The sequence below is a fragment of the Virgibacillus ainsalahensis genome (assembly GCF_055380755.1).
The window spans coordinates 2,445,230-2,463,802 of sequence record NZ_AP043943.1 but is presented as its reverse complement, the minus strand read 5'-3'; the positions used below and the strand labels follow the sequence as shown (position 1 = coordinate 2,463,802).

20 protein-coding genes are annotated in these 18,573 nt (G+C 40.0%); 13 read left to right on the top strand and 7 right to left on the bottom strand.

Features of this window, described 5'->3' with window-relative positions; all coding sequences use genetic code 11:
* Positions 1-96: 96 nt before the first annotated feature.
* The gene (locus tag ACZ427_RS12060; protein WP_461178798.1) at positions 97-1,284 is read left to right on the top strand and encodes a DUF418 domain-containing protein; all 1,188 of its coding nucleotides are present in this window, start codon (positions 97-99) and stop codon (positions 1,282-1,284) included.
* A gap of 94 nt (positions 1,285-1,378) precedes the next feature.
* On the opposite strand, the gene ACZ427_RS12055 is transcribed toward ACZ427_RS12060, so the two are convergent.
* Positions 1,379-2,575 carry an ornithine--oxo-acid transaminase gene (locus ACZ427_RS12055; RefSeq protein ID WP_461178797.1) on the bottom strand — a complete coding sequence of 399 codons (1,197 nt, stop codon included), beginning with the start codon at positions 2,573-2,575 and terminating at the stop codon, positions 1,379-1,381.
* A gap of 316 nt (positions 2,576-2,891) precedes the next feature.
* On the opposite strand from ACZ427_RS12055, the gene ACZ427_RS12050 reads away from it, so the two are divergent.
* A complete protein-coding gene (locus ACZ427_RS12050; protein WP_461178796.1) occupies positions 2,892-3,263 on the top strand; it encodes a YisL family protein in 372 nt (123 codons plus the stop codon).
* A gap of 169 nt (positions 3,264-3,432) precedes the next feature.
* Entirely contained in the window at positions 3,433-4,923 is a 1,491-nt protein-coding gene (locus ACZ427_RS12045) for an alpha-amylase family glycosyl hydrolase (RefSeq protein WP_461178795.1), read from the top strand.
* Positions 4,924-4,999: 76 nt separating this feature from the next.
* On the opposite strand, the gene yppF is transcribed toward ACZ427_RS12045, so the two are convergent.
* Both yppF and ACZ427_RS12035 read right to left on the bottom strand, forming a co-directional pair.
* Complete coding sequence (yppF, locus tag ACZ427_RS12040; protein WP_461178794.1) at positions 5,000-5,185, bottom strand: YppF family protein; 186 nt, start codon at positions 5,183-5,185, stop codon at positions 5,000-5,002.
* A gap of 171 nt (positions 5,186-5,356) precedes the next feature.
* Positions 5,357-6,217, bottom strand: a complete 861-nt coding sequence (locus ACZ427_RS12035) for a DegV family protein (RefSeq protein ID WP_461178793.1) — start codon at positions 6,215-6,217, stop codon at positions 5,357-5,359.
* A 108-nt stretch (positions 6,218-6,325) separates the two neighbouring features.
* Between ACZ427_RS12035 and ACZ427_RS12030 the strand changes: the two genes are divergently transcribed.
* Both ACZ427_RS12030 and ACZ427_RS12025 read left to right on the top strand, forming a co-directional pair.
* Positions 6,326-7,168, top strand: coding sequence for a YitT family protein (locus ACZ427_RS12030; protein WP_461178792.1), 843 nt, complete (start codon positions 6,326-6,328; stop codon positions 7,166-7,168).
* Between the two features lie 20 nt (positions 7,169-7,188).
* Entirely contained in the window at positions 7,189-7,602 is a 414-nt protein-coding gene (locus tag ACZ427_RS12025) for a putative periplasmic lipoprotein (protein WP_461178791.1), read from the top strand.
* A gap of 54 nt (positions 7,603-7,656) precedes the next feature.
* Here the strand turns inward: ACZ427_RS12025 and ACZ427_RS12020 are convergent, their stop codons facing one another.
* The 4 genes from ACZ427_RS12020 to ACZ427_RS12005 all read right to left on the bottom strand — a co-directional run bounded on the left by ACZ427_RS12020 (position 7,657) and on the right by ACZ427_RS12005 (position 9,399).
* Positions 7,657-7,920, bottom strand: a complete 264-nt coding sequence (locus ACZ427_RS12020; RefSeq protein ID WP_461178790.1) for a NifU N-terminal domain-containing protein — start codon at positions 7,918-7,920, stop codon at positions 7,657-7,659.
* A 172-nt stretch (positions 7,921-8,092) separates the two neighbouring features.
* Positions 8,093-8,296, bottom strand: coding sequence for a DUF3813 family protein (locus ACZ427_RS12015; protein ID WP_461178789.1), 204 nt, complete (start codon positions 8,294-8,296; stop codon positions 8,093-8,095).
* Positions 8,297-8,446, bottom strand: a complete 150-nt coding sequence (locus tag ACZ427_RS12010; RefSeq protein WP_461178788.1) for a hypothetical protein — start codon at positions 8,444-8,446, stop codon at positions 8,297-8,299.
* Between the two features lie 119 nt (positions 8,447-8,565).
* Positions 8,566-9,399, bottom strand: a complete 834-nt coding sequence (locus tag ACZ427_RS12005; RefSeq protein ID WP_461178787.1) for a Cof-type HAD-IIB family hydrolase — start codon at positions 9,397-9,399, stop codon at positions 8,566-8,568.
* Positions 9,400-9,541: 142 nt separating this feature from the next.
* Here ACZ427_RS12005 and ACZ427_RS12000 point away from each other — a divergent pair, with 142 nt between their 5' ends.
* The 8 genes from ACZ427_RS12000 (at position 9,542) to narJ (ending at position 18,541) form a co-directional block, all read left to right on the top strand.
* Positions 9,542-10,303 carry an alpha/beta fold hydrolase gene (locus ACZ427_RS12000; RefSeq protein ID WP_461178786.1) on the top strand — a complete coding sequence of 254 codons (762 nt, stop codon included), beginning with the start codon at positions 9,542-9,544 and terminating at the stop codon, positions 10,301-10,303.
* Between the two features lie 95 nt (positions 10,304-10,398).
* Positions 10,399-10,710 carry a metal-sulfur cluster assembly factor gene (locus tag ACZ427_RS11995; RefSeq protein ID WP_461178785.1) on the top strand — a complete coding sequence of 104 codons (312 nt, stop codon included), beginning with the start codon at positions 10,399-10,401 and terminating at the stop codon, positions 10,708-10,710.
* 993 nt (positions 10,711-11,703) lie between these two features.
* Positions 11,704-12,120, top strand: coding sequence for a hypothetical protein (locus ACZ427_RS11990; RefSeq protein WP_461178784.1), 417 nt, complete (start codon positions 11,704-11,706; stop codon positions 12,118-12,120).
* Between the two features lie 34 nt (positions 12,121-12,154).
* Positions 12,155-12,475 (top strand): hypothetical protein, encoded by a 321-nt coding sequence (locus tag ACZ427_RS11985; protein ID WP_461178783.1) that lies wholly within the window; start codon positions 12,155-12,157, stop codon positions 12,473-12,475.
* A gap of 25 nt (positions 12,476-12,500) precedes the next feature.
* The gene (locus ACZ427_RS11980; RefSeq protein ID WP_461178782.1) at positions 12,501-12,773 is read left to right on the top strand and encodes a hypothetical protein; all 273 of its coding nucleotides are present in this window, start codon (positions 12,501-12,503) and stop codon (positions 12,771-12,773) included.
* 1 nt (position 12,774) lies between these two features.
* Entirely contained in the window at positions 12,775-16,455 is a 3,681-nt protein-coding gene (locus tag ACZ427_RS11975; protein WP_461178781.1) for a nitrate reductase subunit alpha, read from the top strand.
* Complete coding sequence (gene narH, locus ACZ427_RS11970) at positions 16,445-17,941, top strand: nitrate reductase subunit beta (RefSeq protein ID WP_461178780.1); 1,497 nt, start codon at positions 16,445-16,447, stop codon at positions 17,939-17,941. Before ACZ427_RS11975 ends, narH begins: the two co-directional genes overlap by 11 nt.
* Complete coding sequence (narJ, locus tag ACZ427_RS11965; protein ID WP_461178779.1) at positions 17,942-18,541, top strand: nitrate reductase molybdenum cofactor assembly chaperone; 600 nt, start codon at positions 17,942-17,944, stop codon at positions 18,539-18,541.
* Positions 18,542-18,573: the final 32 nt, after the last annotated feature.

Below are 18,573 nucleotides of genomic sequence, written 5' to 3'. Positions count from 1 at the left end.
CTAACACTCGAATGTGTGAGTTGTAAAAGCGAATAAATAAAAATAGGGAATTTTCTAAAATATAAAGAGACTAATTTTTACAAAAGAGGTGAATTGATGAATAATGACATGAAACCTTTAAAAGAAAGAAACCGCCTGCAGTGGATTGATGCCGCCCGCGGTTTTGCTATATTTGGTATTTTTATAGTGAATGTCGGCTCTTTCTCTGCACCATATTTTATGTATGGAGGAGAAGGAGAAGCCTGGACCACGCAGGTGGATCAATGGACGCTGATAATAATTGATATCTTTTTTCAAGCTAGTTTTTATACCTTATTTTCCATTTTGTTTGGCTTTGGGATTCAGATAATGAAAGAAAGAGTAAAGCAAAAAGGGATACATCCACGGCCATTTTTATTTCGTAGACTTCTCATCCTGATAGGATTTGGCCTGATTCACGCTTTTTTGATTTGGCATGGTGATATATTGCTGTCGTATGGAATGATTGGGTTGCTGTTATTGCTATTTTTGGAAGTAAAAGGAAAAACTCTCTTAATATGGGGAATTTCTTTACTCTGTGGCAGTGTCGGCTTTTTCACCTTTTTACTATATGCAAGCAGAAATTATCTGGATTTCACTTTCACATCTGAAATTAACCAGGCAATGAACAACTATCAAAGCAGCAATATCACAGATATCTGGTCACAAAATTATAACGATTGGATGTTTGCAAATGGGGGGATGACTTTTTTTATTCTTGCCTTTATGCTGCTGCCATTATTTTTATTTGGTATGTATTTGGCCAAGAAACGGATACTCCATCAGCCGGTATTACATAAACGGTTGCTGATACAATTATGGCTGATCGCGCTTGCATTGTTTGTGCTACTGAAGTTAGGTCCATATACATTCAACAATCCTGCCTGGTTTTCCTATATCCAGGATAATATTGGGGGAACAGCATCCGCGCTGTTTTATATCCTGTCAATTACATTACTTGCTCAATCCAGGATTGGCTATCAATTGATGAAGCCTTTTACCTATGTTGGACGCATGGCATTATCCAACTACATTATGCAATCGATCATGAGTTTCATCCTGTTTTATGGAATTGGTTTTAGTCTTTATGGTTCTATTCGACCTATCACAGGGGTGTTGCTTGTCGTAATTATTTTCAGTCTGCAGGTTTTATTGAGCAAATGGTGGTTTTCACACTTCCTGTTCGGTCCACTTGAATGGGTGTGGAGATGCTTGACTTATGGAAAAAAGCAGCCATTAAGGAGAAGACAACCTGTAAGGGATTAGTGGAATTTTTAGCTACAGGGAATCAGTGTATAGCAAAAAGGGCCTGTCCCTTTAGAACAGGTCCTTTTGGTGTACTATGGATGTTATAAAGTTCTTACCCTTTCAGTACCTCTTTAATATGATTCAATGCCCAATCTAAGTCTTCTTTTTCAATGATAAGTGGTGGGGCGAAACGGATCACATTTTCATGTGTTTCTTTACATAGTAATCCTTTTTCTTTTAATGCTTCACAATACGGACGGGCAGGTCCTGTCAATTCTATACCAATAAATAAACCTTTACCGCGAACTTCTTTGATATTAGGGCTTTCAATCCCTTTTAATTCATTCATCATGTATTCCCCAAGTTCAAGGGAACGGTCTGCCAAATTTTCGTCTTCCAGTACATCAAGCGCAGCAATTGAAACAGCACTTGCCAGCGGGTTACCTCCAAAAGTGGATCCATGTGATCCTGGTGTGAAGACGTCCATGATTTCTTTATTTGCAGCAATAGCAGATACTGGGAATACACCGCCACCCAGGGCTTTCCCCATAACAAAAATGTCTGGAACGACTCCTTCCCACTCAGAAGCAAACATTTTCCCAGTACGCGCAAAACCTGTTTGCACTTCATCAGCAATGAATAATACATTGTTTTGTGTACAGATTTCACGAACAGCTTTTAAATAACCTTCTGGTGGAATGATGATACCTGCTTCCCCTTGGATTGGTTCTACAATGACAGCAGCCGTATTTGGTGTGATTGCTTCGCGTATTGCTTCTGCGTTACCATATTCTACCTTTTCAATATTTGGAACGAATGGTCCGTAGCTTTTTGTGGCATCAGGATCATTAGACAAGGAAATCGCATTTAATGTTCGACCATGGAAATTGCCTTTTGCAGCGATGATTTCTGCTTTATTATCTTCCACACCTTTTACATCGTATGCCCAACGACGAGCTGCTTTAATGGAAGTTTCGACGGCTTCTACACCTGTATTCATTGGTAATACTTTATCTTTTCCTGTTAATTTTGCAACACGCTCTGTCCATGGGCCTAATTGGTCGTTGTGGAACGCGCGTGATGTTAAAGTAACCTTGTCTGCTTGATTCTTTAAAGCATCAATAATTTTAGGATGTCTGTGTCCCTGGTTTATTGCAGAATAAGCACTCAGCATATCCATGTAGCGGTTACCTTCAGGATCCTGAACCCATACGCCTTCAGCTTTTTCAATTACAACAGGAAGTGGGTGGTAATTTTCTGCCCCGTATTCCTGAGTCTGATCAATGATTTCTTGACTGGTTTTTCCCATACTATCCCTCCGGTGTTATTTAAAAATACAATCTATTTTAGTATAACAGTTTTTGTAATTGTATGCCTCTTCTGTGATGTAAAAAAACTGTTTTCTACCAGCGAAGTATTCTGCTGAAGCGATTGTGATAGCACTCGGCTTCAAAAGAAATGGAAGAAAGCAAAGCCACGATAAAGTTATGTCGTATTCATATCAACAGTGGGGGTTAAAGAGAAATAAAAGGTTACGCTAAGAGCGTCTAAAAAATGCTTTAAAATGATTTTTTTGGGAGTACATGATATTATGGCGATAAGATGGATAAGGGAGGAATACATAGATGACGCATATGCATATTACATCATGGGTGTTACTTTTAATTTTGTTTATCGTTTCACTAATGATGTATAATCAGGGAAAAGGAAAGCCTGCTAAAATTGTTCACATGATTTTACGTTTGGACTACTTATTTATTTTATATACCGGTGGAGCGTTACTAGCAGATTATCTGGCCAATAGCGGAATGCCTATCTTAGCGGAAGCAATCACAAAAGGGCTGGCAGGAATCTGGTTAATCGTGGCAACGGAAATGATTTTGGTGAGAACAAACAAAGGAAAGTCAACAAAAGGTTTATGGGTTCAGTTCGTAATTGCACTTCTTCTTACTTTAATACTTGGCCTGTGGCGGCTGCCACTTGGAATACAATTATAGAATTCACTTATAAAAAAGTTGTCTCAAAAGAGACGGCTTTTTTTTGCAGTTAGGGCTTTCTAACATAACCTATGAAATATTTTCGACAATATCTGCTTTTTTATTGACTATTCCTATGAAACGTTAATAATAGAACAAGAGTGATACTTATTTTTAGAGGGGCGTTTTCATGAAAAAGACAGGATACATACTACTGGTGACAGCATTCATATTTCTTACTGGCCAGACTTTAGTCTCCGCTCAGGAGGAAAGTCATGTCAATGAAGAAATAATTTATAATATTATGGTGGATCGTTTTAATAATGGTGATTATAACAATGACGAACAGGTAAATATTGACGATCCAAAGGCATACCAGGGCGGTGATCTGCAGGGGATTATCAAAAGACTGGATGACCTTAAAGAGACTGGTGTAACAACACTCTCCTTATCCCCGGTAATGGCAAATGCACCGGATGGTTTTCACGGATATTGGATAGAAGATTTTTATACCATTGATGAGCAACTTGGCACAATGGAGGACTTACATCAATTAATTGATGAAGCACACCAGCGTGATATAAAAGTGGTCCTTGAATTCGTGACGAATTATGTAGCATCAAGCCATTCGATTGTAGATAATCCTGAAAATGAGGACTGGGTACAAGAAGAAAATAATTTATCGTTTGATTGGGCTGAAAATGTTGCGGTCTTAAATCAGGAGAATCCGGAAGTTCAGGAGTTTTTACTGGATGCAGCAGTATACTGGATGGAAGAAACGGATATTGACGGATTTAAGCTTCATGCTGTTGATCAGGCATCCGAGGATTTCCTCGGAAATTTTACGGAGGAAATAAAAGCAATCGATGAAGATTTCTATTTATTGGGAGATATTTTAGTTACAGATGAGCGGGTGAATCAATTAAAAGAAAATACGGAAATAGATGCCATCGATAATCAGGCAATGTTTGAATCCATGGCAGCGGTTTTTGCAGATGTTAATAACCCGGTCTCTGATATCTATGATACATGGGAAAAACACGGAACCGATTCGGATATATTATTTGTTGACAACTTTAATACAGAGAGGTTCACACAAAAATTTGCTGAAAACGGACGGAATAATCTGACGGCATGGACATTGGCATTGACCTATCTGTATACATCACCAGGTGTACCTTCGATTCTTCAGGGAACGGAATTGCCGATGTATGGCGCGGATGCTGAAAGTTCACAACGTCTTGTACCGTTCAACAGTGGTGAACCGGAAGTACAGGAGTTTCATAATCGAATTTCCTCTTTACGTGAAGAGTTTTCGGCAATAGCTCATGGGGATTTTGAAATGGTTGGTTCGAGTGAAGCAATGAGCGTATTTAAGAGAGTGCATGAAGATGAAACAATATTTATTGCGATTAATAATTCCAGTGAGACACAGGTTGTTCCTGTAACTGAAGTTGAATCAGGAATGCAGCTTAGGGGCTATCTTGCAGATAATATTGTACGTGAAGATGAAAATGGGGAATTTAAAATTGGTATACCAAGAGAGTCAACAGAAGTATATGTAGTGGAACAAGATACTGGGTTAAATTGGGCTTTAATCGGATTTGCAGGCAGTATTCTCCTTCTATTCGTTGGTGGCATTATTTATTTAAGTATGAAACAAAGGAAGAGAAGCTCGTAAGTGGGGCTTCTCTATTTTTAATCATCTGTCAAGATAGGGAAAAACTGAAAAAAGCTCCGCTATGGGGTTTTTCAATTTATACATAATCATGTGCAGAAGTGGCACCTTCTTTATGTAGATAAAAATAGATGTCACGATAGTGTTGTATATCAATTTCGCCAATGATATACTTTTTTTGGTAAAAATCCAATAAATTATTGATTGTTTCCGGGGAATGTTTCCGTTCGGATTCATAAGCGGCAAGTAGTTCATTAATTGGCATGTATATCCTCCTTCGTGTACAAGCTTTATAAGAATATATGAAAGAAAATATAATTTCATGTCAATTATATATTGTGTGGAGACTTTAAAGTGAAATTGTGTTTGAATCTGGTCATTCAAAGGAAATAGATAAAAAAGTACTGGTTTATAAAAAGAAACCAGTACACAATGTTTATTTATTCGGTTTATTTAAGAAAAAAAGTGCGATTGTTCCCGGTCCGGCGTGGGCACCAATGACTGAACCGACCATTTCGATTTGGATATCTTTGACGCCAAACTTTTCTTTGATCATCGCAGCTAATTGTTCAGCTCTTTCCAAATCATCACCATGACTGATGCCAATGGTTTGATTTTTGAAATCTGTTCCGCGTTCTTCCATGATTTCCAGCATGCGCTTGAATAATTTTTTTGATCCTCTTATTTTTTCAAGGGGTATTAATTTTCCTTTTTCCACATGGAGAATCGGTTTGATTTTTAATAAAGTACCAACAAAAGCTGCTGTTTTACTTACACGGCCACCGCGGTAGAGGTATTCCAAATCATCAACAGTGAAAATATGTTCCATATGTTCTGCCTGATAGGTGCCGGCTTCAATGATTTCTTCAGCAGATGCCCCCTCACTGGCCAGCTTTGCAGCATGCAGAACAACCAATCCGTAACCGATGGAAGCACATTTTGTATCGATTACATGAATGGAACATTGAGGATGCTCTTCCTTTACTTCTTGTTCCACCATTTTTGCCGTTTGGTAGGTTCCCGAAAGCTCAGAAGAGAAGGCAAAGTATACTAAAGTCTGATTTTTTTTTGCATATGATGAGAAAATAGTTTTAAAGGTCTGTGGAGAAACCTGGGATGTTTTTGGGCTTTTACCTTCTCGCATCGCATCATAAATCGTCTTTGGATCAATTTCTTTTCCGTCTTTAAATTCTTTTTCATCTAAATGAACCGTTAAGGGTACCATTTCAATGTCAAATTGGTTATAATGATTCTTTGACAAATCACTTGCAGAATCTGCAAGAATTTTAACTGCCATGTTTTCACCCTCATTCTAATAATGGTTGTATTTCTTTTAGTTTAAAACTATTTGTAGAGATAGTCAAAATATTAAATAATCTGTAATAATTATGATAAGGAGGTCACCATGTTTATATTCGAAGCAAAACGAATCTTTATTGTTATATTCGGTGCACTATTAAATGCACTGTCTTTGAATTTTTTCCTGATTAGCGCCAATGTTTATGCCAGTGGCTTTACCGGTGCCGCCCAGCTAGGTGCGAGTGTATTTCAGGATTTTTTAGGAATTGGTATCAGTACAGGTATATTACTATTCATTTTAAATGTTCCTGTAGCTATTCTGGGTTGGTATAAAGTAGGAAAAGGGTTTACCGTATACAGTGTAATTTCCGTTTTATTTACTACCATGTTCTTAGAGGTTATACCGGTCTATTCATTTTCAGATGATATTATTTTAAATGCTGTATTTGGTGGTGTAATCGCTGGTGCCGGTGTTGGGATGACATTGAAAAATGGTGCTTCAACAGGTGGTATGGATATCGTGGCAATGGTATTGTCCCGTATGAAGGACAAGCCAATCGGTATATACTTCATGACGCTAAATTCAATAATAATTCTGTTGGCAGGGGTTTTCTATCTGCCAGAAAACGCATTATATACATTGGTGACTCTCTATGTCACAACGCGGGTGATTGACGCGCTTCATACACGTCATGAAAAACTGACCGCTATGATCATTACACATAAGGCAGTGGAATTGCAGCATGAAATCCATAAAACAATGGTTCGTGGAATTACTATTTTACCTGCAAAGGGTGCTTATACCAATACAGATCAAAATATGCTGTATCTCGTTATTACCCGATATGAGTTATATGATCTGGAAAGAATCATCAATGAAGTGGATCCAAAAGCATTTACGAATATTATCCAAACGGCGGGAATATTCGGCGTCTTTAGAAAAGACTAACTAAAAAAGGTGGTCAATAAATGAAATATATCATCATTGTTCTTACAGCAGCAGTTGTACTGGCAGGGTGTAATAGTCAGGGAGAAACTGATAACGGAGCAGATACAGCCAATGAAGCAGAAGAAAGTCCATCCGTCAGTTTAAGAAATATTGAAGTGGTTGTAGAAAATGACCAAATACAGGTGACGGCTGAAGCAAATGCTGCTGAAAATGAAATTTATTACACGTTGGAACAGGGAGAAACGCTCTTAGTGGAAGAAGAAATTATTAATCTGGACGGGGGCCATTATGGCTGGAGTGATTTCCAATTGGAAGTGGAATTGCCAGAAGAAGTTGAAAAAACGGAAGATGCTCCTATCATTAAGATGTATGGGAAAGATGATAATGGTGAGCTTATTAACCCAAATTATATTCCCGTTGATTTAGGTAATTAAGAATAGGCCGGCTGAGTGATTCAGACCGGCCTATTGTAATATTTACATATGTACTTAGTATCCGTGTTTTTCCAATACGTCTGTCACTTTGGATGATAATTCATCCCACTCGGCATCAAATTGCTTATTTACTGTAATAAAGTTTTGATAGCCAAAAACGTTATCTACTCCCTCAAGGCTCATGAGTTCATTTAGAATTTCATACTCACTTGTGTCCCCGGGCATTACAGATATGCTGTTTGTCCCTTCAAAGATTAATTTATCTGTGGTAAATTTCAATGCATTTGGATTTGGTGTTTCTTCCACACGGATTGCCATAATAAATTCCCTCCTCATCGTACTTACCTATATATTAGCAGAAATGAATAAAAGAAAAAAGGATTAAAAACAAGCACCCTCATCATTTTCGATGAGGGGCTTGTCAGCTCTTCGTGTAAATCCGCTTCATCACATGAATGAATTAGTATTTACCATAGCTAAAATACGGAGACTACTGTAATTGATTATGCTGCTTCAATTGATTCTCCAATTGTTGCAATTGCTGTTTTTCTTCGGGGGACGCCTGATTATATGCTGCCTGAATAGCATTTTGGACTGCCTGTTTATCATCGGCATTTGCGGTATTTCCTTGCCCTTGTGTATTCATGAAGTTGGTCACAGCATTTTTAGCTTGTTGAAATAGATTGTTTTCCAACTAGAACCCTCCTAGAGAATTATTTTTCGCTTCCTCACCTTTTCGCTCTACATCAGAGAGACGAGAACGATAAGGAAAGCGTTCGGCATGTTTTTTGACTGATTCAGCACCCTGGTGACTAAAACGCTTGGATTTACTTCGTTTTCCCATGATGATTCCTCCCCTAAAAAAACATTATCTGCCTGAACTGCAACAAAAAAGTGAACGTTTGATACGTTCACCATTAGTATGGATCAGAATTGGAATGTTAGACTTGGAAATAAACGGGATTAGACCGATTTTATTTTGATTTTTAAATATTCTTCCAGAAATATTCCGATTCCATCCTGCTCATTTGTGGAAGTGATATGTTTTGCAACTGATTTCAATTCATTGATTGCATTTCCCATTGCTACACCAACACCAGCGTAATCAATCATTTCCAAATCATTATCTTCATCACCAAACGCTATGATTCGTTCCTTTGGAATATTGAAATAGTATGCAATCTTTTGTAAGCCAACAGCTTTATTCATCCCTTTTTTGACAATTTCGATGATATTCCATGGGGCGCCCCATTTACGATGTTCAATGAGCTCAGCATGGTAGTCATCCAAATGACTCCTTAATTGATGAATATGGTCTTCTCTTGGGTAAATAAGGAGAGATGTCGGGTCTTCCTTCAATTCGTTTTTAATATTACCGATACTGAATGGGGCATCGCCTTGTGCGCTTTGAAAAATATCAATTATTTTCTCATCATACTCCTCAAGGTATACATCATCCATTACCTCTGCCAGAATATTATTTACATCAAAATCATAACAGGCATCAATAATTTTATGTGCAGTTCGGATTGGCATTGGATTATGGAGTGCGTCCCATTTATTATCCCTTGGATGATGAATAAGTGCACCGTTAAAATTAACCATCGGTGTATTTAAACCCATGCTGTGATAATATGCAATGCTGGCACGATGCGGTCTGCCTGTCGCTATGACAACCACATGCCCGTCCTCTATCGCTTTTTGAACGACCTCTCTGGTACGGGGAGAAATTTCCTTTTTATCTGTCAGTAGTGTCCCGTCTAAATCCAAAGCAATTAAATGTCTCTTCTTTTCCATTACATTCACCTCGTTTGCCCTTAAGTTTATAAGGGATAAGCGGATATGTAAAGTAAATTTCAGTTTACAAAGTTTGCAAAGGAGTTGAATTAAATATTAAAATGTAGAATAATGAATAATTTGCCAGATAGGGGACATGAAGATGATTGGAGTCGTTGAAACATACATAAGTGAAATTCCAAGTTTAGTGGTTGCAGACACCAGTAAAGAACAGGAAGCTTTGCCAGCAGTTATTTATTTTCATGGATTTACAAGTGCAAAAGAACATAATTTGCCTTTGGCTTACTTACTGGCAGAAAAAGGGTATCGTGTTATACTGCCTGATAGTAAATATCACGGAAAAAGGGAGGGGGAAATTTCCTCCATTAAAAAGCAGATATCCTTTTGGGATATTGTTATGCAAAATGTAGGAGAACTGCAAACGATTAAAGACTTTTTAGATAAGGAAAACCTGATTTTAAATGAACGATTTGGTGTGGCGGGAACGAGCATGGGGGGAATCACAACATCAGCGGCATTGACACAATATTCATGGATTAAGACAGCAGCAGTTCTTATGGGTTCTCCAAAGATAACCACTTATGCTAAAACACTTGTGAATAGTTTTAAAAAGATGGGCGATCTTCCTGTGACGGAAGAAATGATTGGGAACCTGTATGTGCAGTTGCAAAGCTATGATCTCTCCGAACAGCCGGAAAGATTAAATGGGCGTCCACTGTTATTCTGGCATGGCGAAGATGACCCCGTCGTGCCATTTGACCATTCGTACACGTTTTATGAAGAAACGGAAAAACAGTATAAAACGAAAGAAAATATAAAATTTCTGAAAGAAGCAAACTGTGGCCATAAGGTAAGCCGGTATGCCATCCTGGAAACAGTGAAATGGTTTGAAGAACATCTTTAATTGTATAATTATTCCCTGTCAGTGATTTAAATCATTTAATAAAAGCCGAAGATATGTTTAAATAGTAGTATGAATATACGAGGAGGTTTAAAGTGATGGATGAAGCATTAAAAGAAAATTTGATGGGCGCATTGGAGAATGTAATTGACCCTGAGTTGGGCATCGATATTGTTAACCTGGGACTTATATATGATGTTGATTTAAATGAAGAAGGATTGTCTACGGTCACAATGACATTAACCGCGATGGGCTGTCCGCTCGCCGCACATATTGAACGTGATGTGAAAATGGCTCTTGATGATATTCCGGAAGTTAAGGAAGTCGAAGTAAACATTGTCTGGAATCCGCCATGGGATAAACATATGATGTCCCGTTACGCGAAAATTGCATTAGGAATTCCTGATTGATTAAATGACAAAGGCTGATCCTTTTTAAGTGGATCGGCCTTTTTTAGCAGTTAAGAAACCAACATAGCGGCTAAGCGCATGCCGCCACCATCTATAATGAAAACAGTTATTTAACCAGAGGGCTATTTTCTAAAAGGTCTGGGACTGTAACTCGCCCCATTGAAAAAATCTGGGACTGCGATTACTCGTCTCATCAAAAAGATCTGGGACTGCGATTACTCGTCCCATCAAAAAGATCTGTTGTTTTTGGCACAAAAGATATAAAAGACGAAGTAACTTGAAATTATGGTTGGTGCGATTACACGCTACGGAAATACACTACGCTTTCCGCGGGCGGCTGGTGAGCCTCCTCGTGCTATCGCACTCCGGGGTCTCACCGATGCCTTTCCTCCCGCTGGAGTCTTCGTGTATTTCCTTCGCTGCTATGTACATTGCAACTTTATATACTTCATTCAATCACATAATATCCATTCACTTTTATGATGGTTGATTGGAGCGGAGGACCGTTGACTCCAGCGGGAACAGCACGTGTCTGAAGACCCCGCAGAGTGGGTTTCTCGAGGAGACTGAAGCCGTGCCCGCGGAAAGCAACGGTCCGCAGCGGAAATCAACCCAGCAGTTACTTCGTCTTTTATATCTACTGCGACGTTAAAGAGCAACAGAAATTTACCAAAAGAGCCGATCAGAAAAGGTAAACTGAATTATTTTCCTGTTCTAAAAACAGTTGTTTTCACACATATTTTCTTACTACATACGTGCAGGCTTTGGCTTTTGCTACAATGATAAAGAGAATAAAAAGAGTACCGTAATTCGACAAGGATGTGATATTTATCACATCTTTTTTTGTTTTATAAATCTAATATAGAAACTAAAATAGTTTTTTGTTGATGATTAAGAACGCATAAATTTTCGCTTATCATCAAGCTTTTAACAATGATCCCAGTTGCATTTATGAATAAAAATTTTGTTCAATAATTAAGGAGTGATGAACATATGTCTGGTCCTGGATTAAAGCATGTTGACAGCCATAGTGCCATACATGAAGCGGCACTAAACGAGGCAAAGGAATTAAATGTGATTCTCACTCATCTTTTAAAAGATGAGGAACAGGAAAAAGCACTGGAAGTAGCTTATGTTGCTGTTGAACATTGGGAAACACGAACCCTAAGACATGCAGCTTCGGAGGAAGAAGGGCTTTATAAGGAATTAGTTGAGGAAAAACCTGAATTAAAAGAGAACGTCATTGCCTTAACACGGGATCATAATCTTATGCGAATGCTCGTAAAGGAAATAAAGGATATGCTCGATTCAAATGGATTTAGTGAATCAGTTTTACAGCGATTTCAGGCGCTGGTACTTGTCGATCTCCTTCATAATGAAGAGGAAGAAAGACTTTTACCTGATCATTAATCATTATAACTTATTTACATGGGGGAGGAGCCGTATGACTGAAGATACACAGCAAAAAAAAAGCAAGTTTTTACGGTTGGTGTCACCAAAACTTTATAACTATATCCTCAATCAGTTCGAGGATGAATATAATATTCATTCTTACGATTTCCAGGCTGAAGGGATAAAAGAGGAGACGGGAATACTTGTTTTATTAAGATTTGGTGAACAATATACACATATAAAAGAGCATTTCTTTTCTTTCGAAGCTATTAAAGAGGAAAAGGATGAACTGGATGAATTTGTAAAGGAAGCCGGGGAGTATTGTACGGAAATTTTGATAGCGGATTATTACAAAATGATGGAACCTAAATAAACAGAGAGAAATGGAGGGTGAGTAAATGTTTCTATTTGAAGAAGATGCAGATTTTGTACAGGATCGGGAGGATTTACTTTCTGTATTAAAAATGCGATTTGGCAGCATTTCTCCGGGCATTGTCCAGGAAATATATGACATAAAAGATATGGATACGTTGGAAAGATTAATTCTGGTTGCGGCAAACGCGCCTAGTTTGAAGGTTTTCCTGGAAGAAATGGAAGAAGGAGAAGGAAACTTCAAGATTACCGGTGAACGTTTTAACCCGATTGGCAGTATGTTCGACGGAGGTGGATGAAGTGGAGAGGAAAACAAATAAATTATTTCAGTCATTAAGATATTTAAGGGAAGGTAACCGCATCAATGACGGTTGGACCGAAGAGAGTCCCCGCCCGAGAGATTGGGAGGACATTTACCGCCGGAGATGGCAATACGATAAAGCAGTTCGCTCCACGCATGGAGTTAACTGTACAGGCTCATGCAGCTGGAAAATCTACGTGAAAGACGGGATTATTACTTCTGAAACACAGCAGACGGACTACCCTTCCACTGGGGATGACTTTCCTGAATACGAGCCTCGGGGATGTCCGCGTGGCGCCAGCTTTTCCTGGTATACGTACAGTCCAATAAGGGTGAAATATCCATATATCCGTGGTGATTTGTACGAATTGTGGAAGCAAGAGCGTGCACAAGGACATGACCCTGTTACAGCCTGGGAGAATATTGTTGGAAATCCCAACAAAAGGGAGAAGTATGTGAAGGCCCGTGGAAGAGGTGGCCTGGTTCGTGCGCATTGGAAAGAAGTTTGTGAAATTATCGCAGCTTCAACGATTTATACCATAAAAAAATACGGGCCGGATCGTGTCGTAGGATTTAGTCCAATACCTGCCATGTCGATGGTAAGCTATTCTGCCGGAACACGCTTTCTTTCATTGATTGGTGGTACGATATTAAGCTTTTATGACTGGTATGCAGATCTTCCTCCAGCTTCCCCTCAAGTATGGGGAGAGCAGACAGATGTACCGGAAAGTGCGGACTGGTACAATTCTAAATACTTTATTATTTGGGGCACTAATTTGCCACAGACAAGAACACCGGACGCTCACTTTATGGTGGAGGCCAGATATAACGGAACAAAGGTAATCGGTGTCAGCCCGGATTATGCCGAGTATGATAAGTTTGCAGATATGTGGCTGCCAGCAAAAGCCGGTACGGATGGAGCGCTTGCGATGGCGATGACACATGTTATCTTAAAGGAATTCTACGTTAATCAGGAGACTCCATATTTTATTGATTATGTAAAAAGATACACAGACCTTCCTTTTCTTGTAACACTGGAAGAAAACGAAGCAGAGTTTCGTTCTGATCGCTTTCTACGAACATCTGATATGAACGAAACCCACGATCTTGGCGAATGGAAAACAATGGTGTGGGATGCGGCCACGAATCAACTGGAAGCACCTAATGGAAGCCAGGGCTTTCGCTGGGATGAAGGAAATAAGTGGAATTTAGAATTGGAAAAAGAAGATGGTACTGAAATTGACCCAACTCTGAGTTTTATTGATTCAGCTGACGAAACAGCGATGGTGACATTTCCGAACTTTGCAGGAAAAGAAGCCGGGATAGTAAAACGCGGTGTACCTGCAAAGCACATTAAAAATAAAGACGGAAAGATAATGAAGGTTACTACCGTCTATGACCTGATGATGGCACATACGGGAGTAAACAGAAATCTGCCCGGAGATTATCCTGCAGATTATAATGACCCGAAAGCATATACACCTGCATGGCAGGAAAGTATTACTGGTGTAAATAAAAATCATGTCATAAAGGTAGCAAAAGAATTTGCAGACAACGCTGCACGGACAAATGGGAAGTCGATGATTGCAATGGGTGGTGGAACGAACCACTGGTTTCACAGTGACCAGATTTATCGCAGTATTCTCAACCTTATTCTGTTGACAGGCTCTCAAGGGGTCAACGGTGGAGGTTGGGCCCATTATGTTGGTCAGGAAAAAGTGCGCCCACAGGAAGGCTGGCAGCAGGTTGCCTTCGCAGGTGACTGGCAGAAACCACCAAGACATCAAAATGGAACGTCTTTCTTCTATTTTGCGACAGATCAATTTCGTTATGAGTCAGAGATAAATAAAGACCAATCAAGTTGGAGCGGAAAGTATAATGACATGCATCCAGCTGACCTTAATGCACTTTCAGCAAGATTAGGCTGGCTTCCATCTTTCCCGCAATTCTCGCAAAACTCTATTGATCTGGTTAAAGAAAGCCGCGAGCGGGGAGCAAATAGTAATCAGGAAATCATTGATGACGTTGTTCAGCAAATTAAAGATGAAAAAATTGAATGGGCAATCGAAAACCCGGATGCTCCGGAGAATTTCCCAAGAGTGTTCTTTAATTGGCGGTCCAATTTACTCGGTGACAGCGGGAAAGGACATGAGTATTTTGCCAGACACCTCATTGGCGGTGAGGACCAGGTGATGGGAGATATAGCAAATTCATGGCAACCTGAAAATGTAAAAGTAACCGAGGAAGCCCCAACAGGAAAAACGGATCTTTTTGTCAGTGCCGATTTTCGTATGACAAGCTCCGGGTTGTTTTCAGATATCATCCTGCCTGCTGCAACGTGGTATGAGAAATATGATATAAGCAGTACAGATATGCATCCATTTGTTCATCCGTTCAATGCGGCAATTTCACCACCATGGCAGGCCAAAAGTGACTGGAATGGCTTTCGGGAAATTGCCAAGGTATTCTCTGAGATGGCTGAGGAACATCTTCCAAAAACGGAAGACCTTGTCATGACACCACTTGGCCATGACTCGAAAGGGGAAATTGCCCAGCCGTTTGGGAAGATTAAAGATTGGCGAAAAGGCGAAGTAGAAGCGATTCCAGGGAAAACCATGCCGAATTTCCAGATCGTTGAACGGGATTATCCGAATGTTTATAAGAAAATGATAACAGTCGGCCCCGAAATTAAAAAAGGCTATGGCGGAAAAGGTGTGCATATTCCTGGTGAAGAAGTGTATGAAGATTTGGGAAAACGCCTTGGCATTTCAAGATTGGAAGGAATTGGAAAGGGTCTTCCGGATCTCTATTCGGATATACAGGCGATTAACGCTATATTGTTAATGTCAGGAGCAACCAATGGCAAGCGTGCGGTTGCAGGATGGAAATCACTTGAGAAGAAAACAGGCCAGGATCTTTCTGATATCGCACAAGGCAGGGAAGAAGAAGAAATGACCCTGAATGATTTAACGGTACAGCCTCGGCACGCTATTTCAACACCTGTTTGGAGCGGGCTGGAAAAAGATAACCGGCGTTATTCACCGTTTACCGTTAATAAGGAATATAACATTCCATGGCGTACATTAACCGGAAGGCAAAGTTTTTACCTGGACCATGAAATGATGCTGGATTTTGGTGAAGGATTGCCTTTATATATACCACCATTGTCCCATGGTCCGTTTTTGGAGGGTGATGCTGGTGTTGAAGAAAATGGAAAGTCCATTACTGTAAGATATTTAACACCCCATCAAAAATGGGGTATCCATACCATGTTTACCGATACTACAGCAATGTCCAACTTGTTTAGAGGCTGGCAAACGGTTTGGATGAATGAAAAAGATGGCGCATCGATTGGTATAAAGGATAATGACTGGATTGAAGTGTATAACCGGAATGGTGTTATTTCAGCAAGGGTTGTACTCACTTACCGGATGCCCCGTGGAACGGCCTATATGTACCATGCCCAAGATCGAACAATGGGCGTACCGGGAACCGTAATTAATAAAAAACGCGGCGGCACTCATAACAGTGTGACAAGAATTACGTTAAAGCCAACCCATATGATTGGCGGGTATTCACAGTTGAGCTATGGATTCAATTACTATGGGCCAACAGGATCACAACGCGATACCATCGCTGTTATCCGAAAACTTAAGGAGGTAGATTGGCTTGAGAATTAAAGCACAGGTAGCAATGGTGATGCATTTGGACAAATGCATTGGTTGTCATACATGTTCGGTCACTTGTAAAAACACATGGACAAATCGTCCGGGAACAGAATATATGTGGTTTAATAATGTGGAAACACGTCCAGGCCCGGGATATCCGAAAGCCTGGGAGGATACAGAACGCTTTAAAGGCGGATGGGAGCGTAAAAAAGATGGGAAGCTCAAATTGAAGGCTGGCGGTCCCATCAGTAAACTGGCCAATATTTTCTATAATCCGGACATGGCAACAATGGATGATTATTATGAGCCTTGGACCTATGACTACGACAATCTGATAAACAGTCCAAAAGGTGAAAATGTTCCTGTGGCCAGACCGAAATCACAGATAACCGGAAAGTATATAGACAAACCGGAATGGGGATCCAATTGGGATGATGACCTGGCTGGAGGTAGTGAAATAGTTCCATTGGACCCTAACGTACAGAAACTTCAAGAGCATATTTCCATGGAATATGAAAAAACATTCATGATGTACCTGCCACGAATATGCGAACATTGCCTGAATCCGTCCTGTGTTGCTTCCTGTCCATCCGGGGCATTATATAAACGGGATGAAGACGGGATTGTCCTTGTCGATCAGGAAGCATGCCGTGGCTGGCGCTTCTGTACGAGTGGGTGCCCATATCATAAGGTATATTACAACTGGAATACGCACAAAGCGGAAAAATGTAATTTCTGCTATCCACGGACAGAAGCAGGATTACCAACAATCTGCTCTGAAACATGTGTTGGACGCATCCGCTATATTGGTGTTGTCCTTTATGATGCTGATAAGGTAAAAGAAGCAGCCTCTGTTGAAGATCCACAAGACTTGTATGAGGCGCAACTCGGCTGTTTCCTTGATCCATTTGATCCGGAAATACAGGAAAAGGCAAGAGAAGCCGGCATTAATGATGCATGGATTGAATCAGCACAGGAATCTCCAGTTTATAAAATGGCTATCAAGTGGAAAATCGCATTACCACTGCATCCGGAGTATCGCACAATGCCAATGGTTTGGTATGTACCACCACTAAGTCCGATCATGAATCATATTACAAATGAAGATGAACTTAATACAGATGGATATATACCTGCCGTGGATCAGATGCGTATACCGATGGAGTATCTTGCATCATTATTGTCTGCAGGTGATACAGAAGTCATTCGAAAAGTATTGCTCAAATTGACGGCAATGCGTGTGTTTATGAGAGGACAAACAGTTGGCGGTGTCGATGAGTTCAGACAGACCGAACTAGTAAAAGAAGCAGGCACAAGTCCGGAAGAAATTGAAGACATGGCCCGATTACTCGGTATTGCGAAATATAATGAACGTTTTGTCATTCCAACAGGCCGTAGAGAAATGGATGATGATAATTATTATGAACAAGGTGCTTGCAGCCTGGAGGATTTGGCCCCACCTGAAGGTATCATGGCAACATTTGGGAGAGGAAATTAAATGAATCAGGATAAACAAGCCATTCTCATCATTGCCTCTCGTTTGCTGAGTTATCCGGAAGAAGCAATGGCAGAAGAAGAAAAGGAAATGGATGCATTTGTCAATGATAATATCCATTCAGAGGAAATAAAACAGGAGCTAAAGGCAGCTTATGCGCCTTTGCTCCGTATCCCATTACAGGTCCGTAAAGAACTGTATGTAGCAACCTTTGATCTTAAATCAAAAGTCGGTCTCTATTTAACAGCACATGAATTGGGAGATAGTTCAAAACGGGGAGCGGCTCTGATTAAACTGCAGAACATCATTAAACAGGCCGGTTTTGACCGTGTAGAAGGTGAGTTGGTGGACTATCTGCCATTGCTTTTTGAGTTCCTTGCAGTTACAGAAGAGACGCCGGAACATGAACGTCTTTACCGGCGCCTTGCTGTTGCTATAAAGCGAATGTCAGCACATATTGAAGAAAATTCATATGCCAGCATTTTGCATCTTTTGGTGAACTATGTTTTCCCTGAACCGACAAAAGAAGAGATTGAGAAATTAAAATTTGAACGAGAAGAAGCTGATTTAGAAGAATTGCCTTTTCCTATTATGTACCAGTAACCGGATAAGGTAATAATCAGATGCCGAAGAGG

What these genes read in the sequence shown, in the direction of transcription:
- ACZ427_RS12060 (WP_461178798.1), top strand. Translation starts at nt 97, where the DNA reads ATGAATAATGACATGAAACCTTTAAAAGAAAGAAACCGCCTGCAGTGG.
- ACZ427_RS12055 (WP_461178797.1), bottom strand. Translation starts at nt 2,575, where the DNA reads ATGGGAAAAACCAGTCAAGAAATCATTGATCAGACTCAGGAATACGGG.
- ACZ427_RS12050 (WP_461178796.1), top strand. Translation starts at nt 2,892, where the DNA reads ATGACGCATATGCATATTACATCATGGGTGTTACTTTTAATTTTGTTT.
- ACZ427_RS12045 (WP_461178795.1), top strand. Translation starts at nt 3,433, where the DNA reads ATGAAAAAGACAGGATACATACTACTGGTGACAGCATTCATATTTCTT.
- yppF (WP_461178794.1), bottom strand. Translation starts at nt 5,185, where the DNA reads ATGCCAATTAATGAACTACTTGCCGCTTATGAATCCGAACGGAAACAT.
- ACZ427_RS12035 (WP_461178793.1), bottom strand. Translation starts at nt 6,217, where the DNA reads ATGGCAGTTAAAATTCTTGCAGATTCTGCAAGTGATTTGTCAAAGAAT.
- ACZ427_RS12030 (WP_461178792.1), top strand. Translation starts at nt 6,326, where the DNA reads ATGTTTATATTCGAAGCAAAACGAATCTTTATTGTTATATTCGGTGCA.
- ACZ427_RS12025 (WP_461178791.1), top strand. Translation starts at nt 7,189, where the DNA reads ATGAAATATATCATCATTGTTCTTACAGCAGCAGTTGTACTGGCAGGG.
- ACZ427_RS12020 (WP_461178790.1), bottom strand. Translation starts at nt 7,920, where the DNA reads ATGGCAATCCGTGTGGAAGAAACACCAAATCCAAATGCATTGAAATTT.
- ACZ427_RS12010 (WP_461178788.1), bottom strand. Translation starts at nt 8,446, where the DNA reads ATGGGAAAACGAAGTAAATCCAAGCGTTTTAGTCACCAGGGTGCTGAA.
- ACZ427_RS12005 (WP_461178787.1), bottom strand. Translation starts at nt 9,399, where the DNA reads ATGGAAAAGAAGAGACATTTAATTGCTTTGGATTTAGACGGGACACTA.
- ACZ427_RS12000 (WP_461178786.1), top strand. Translation starts at nt 9,542, where the DNA reads ATGATTGGAGTCGTTGAAACATACATAAGTGAAATTCCAAGTTTAGTG.
- ACZ427_RS11995 (WP_461178785.1), top strand. Translation starts at nt 10,399, where the DNA reads ATGGATGAAGCATTAAAAGAAAATTTGATGGGCGCATTGGAGAATGTA.
- ACZ427_RS11990 (WP_461178784.1), top strand. Translation starts at nt 11,704, where the DNA reads ATGTCTGGTCCTGGATTAAAGCATGTTGACAGCCATAGTGCCATACAT.
- ACZ427_RS11985 (WP_461178783.1), top strand. Translation starts at nt 12,155, where the DNA reads ATGACTGAAGATACACAGCAAAAAAAAAGCAAGTTTTTACGGTTGGTG.
- ACZ427_RS11980 (WP_461178782.1), top strand. Translation starts at nt 12,501, where the DNA reads ATGTTTCTATTTGAAGAAGATGCAGATTTTGTACAGGATCGGGAGGAT.
- narJ (WP_461178779.1), top strand. Translation starts at nt 17,942, where the DNA reads ATGAATCAGGATAAACAAGCCATTCTCATCATTGCCTCTCGTTTGCTG.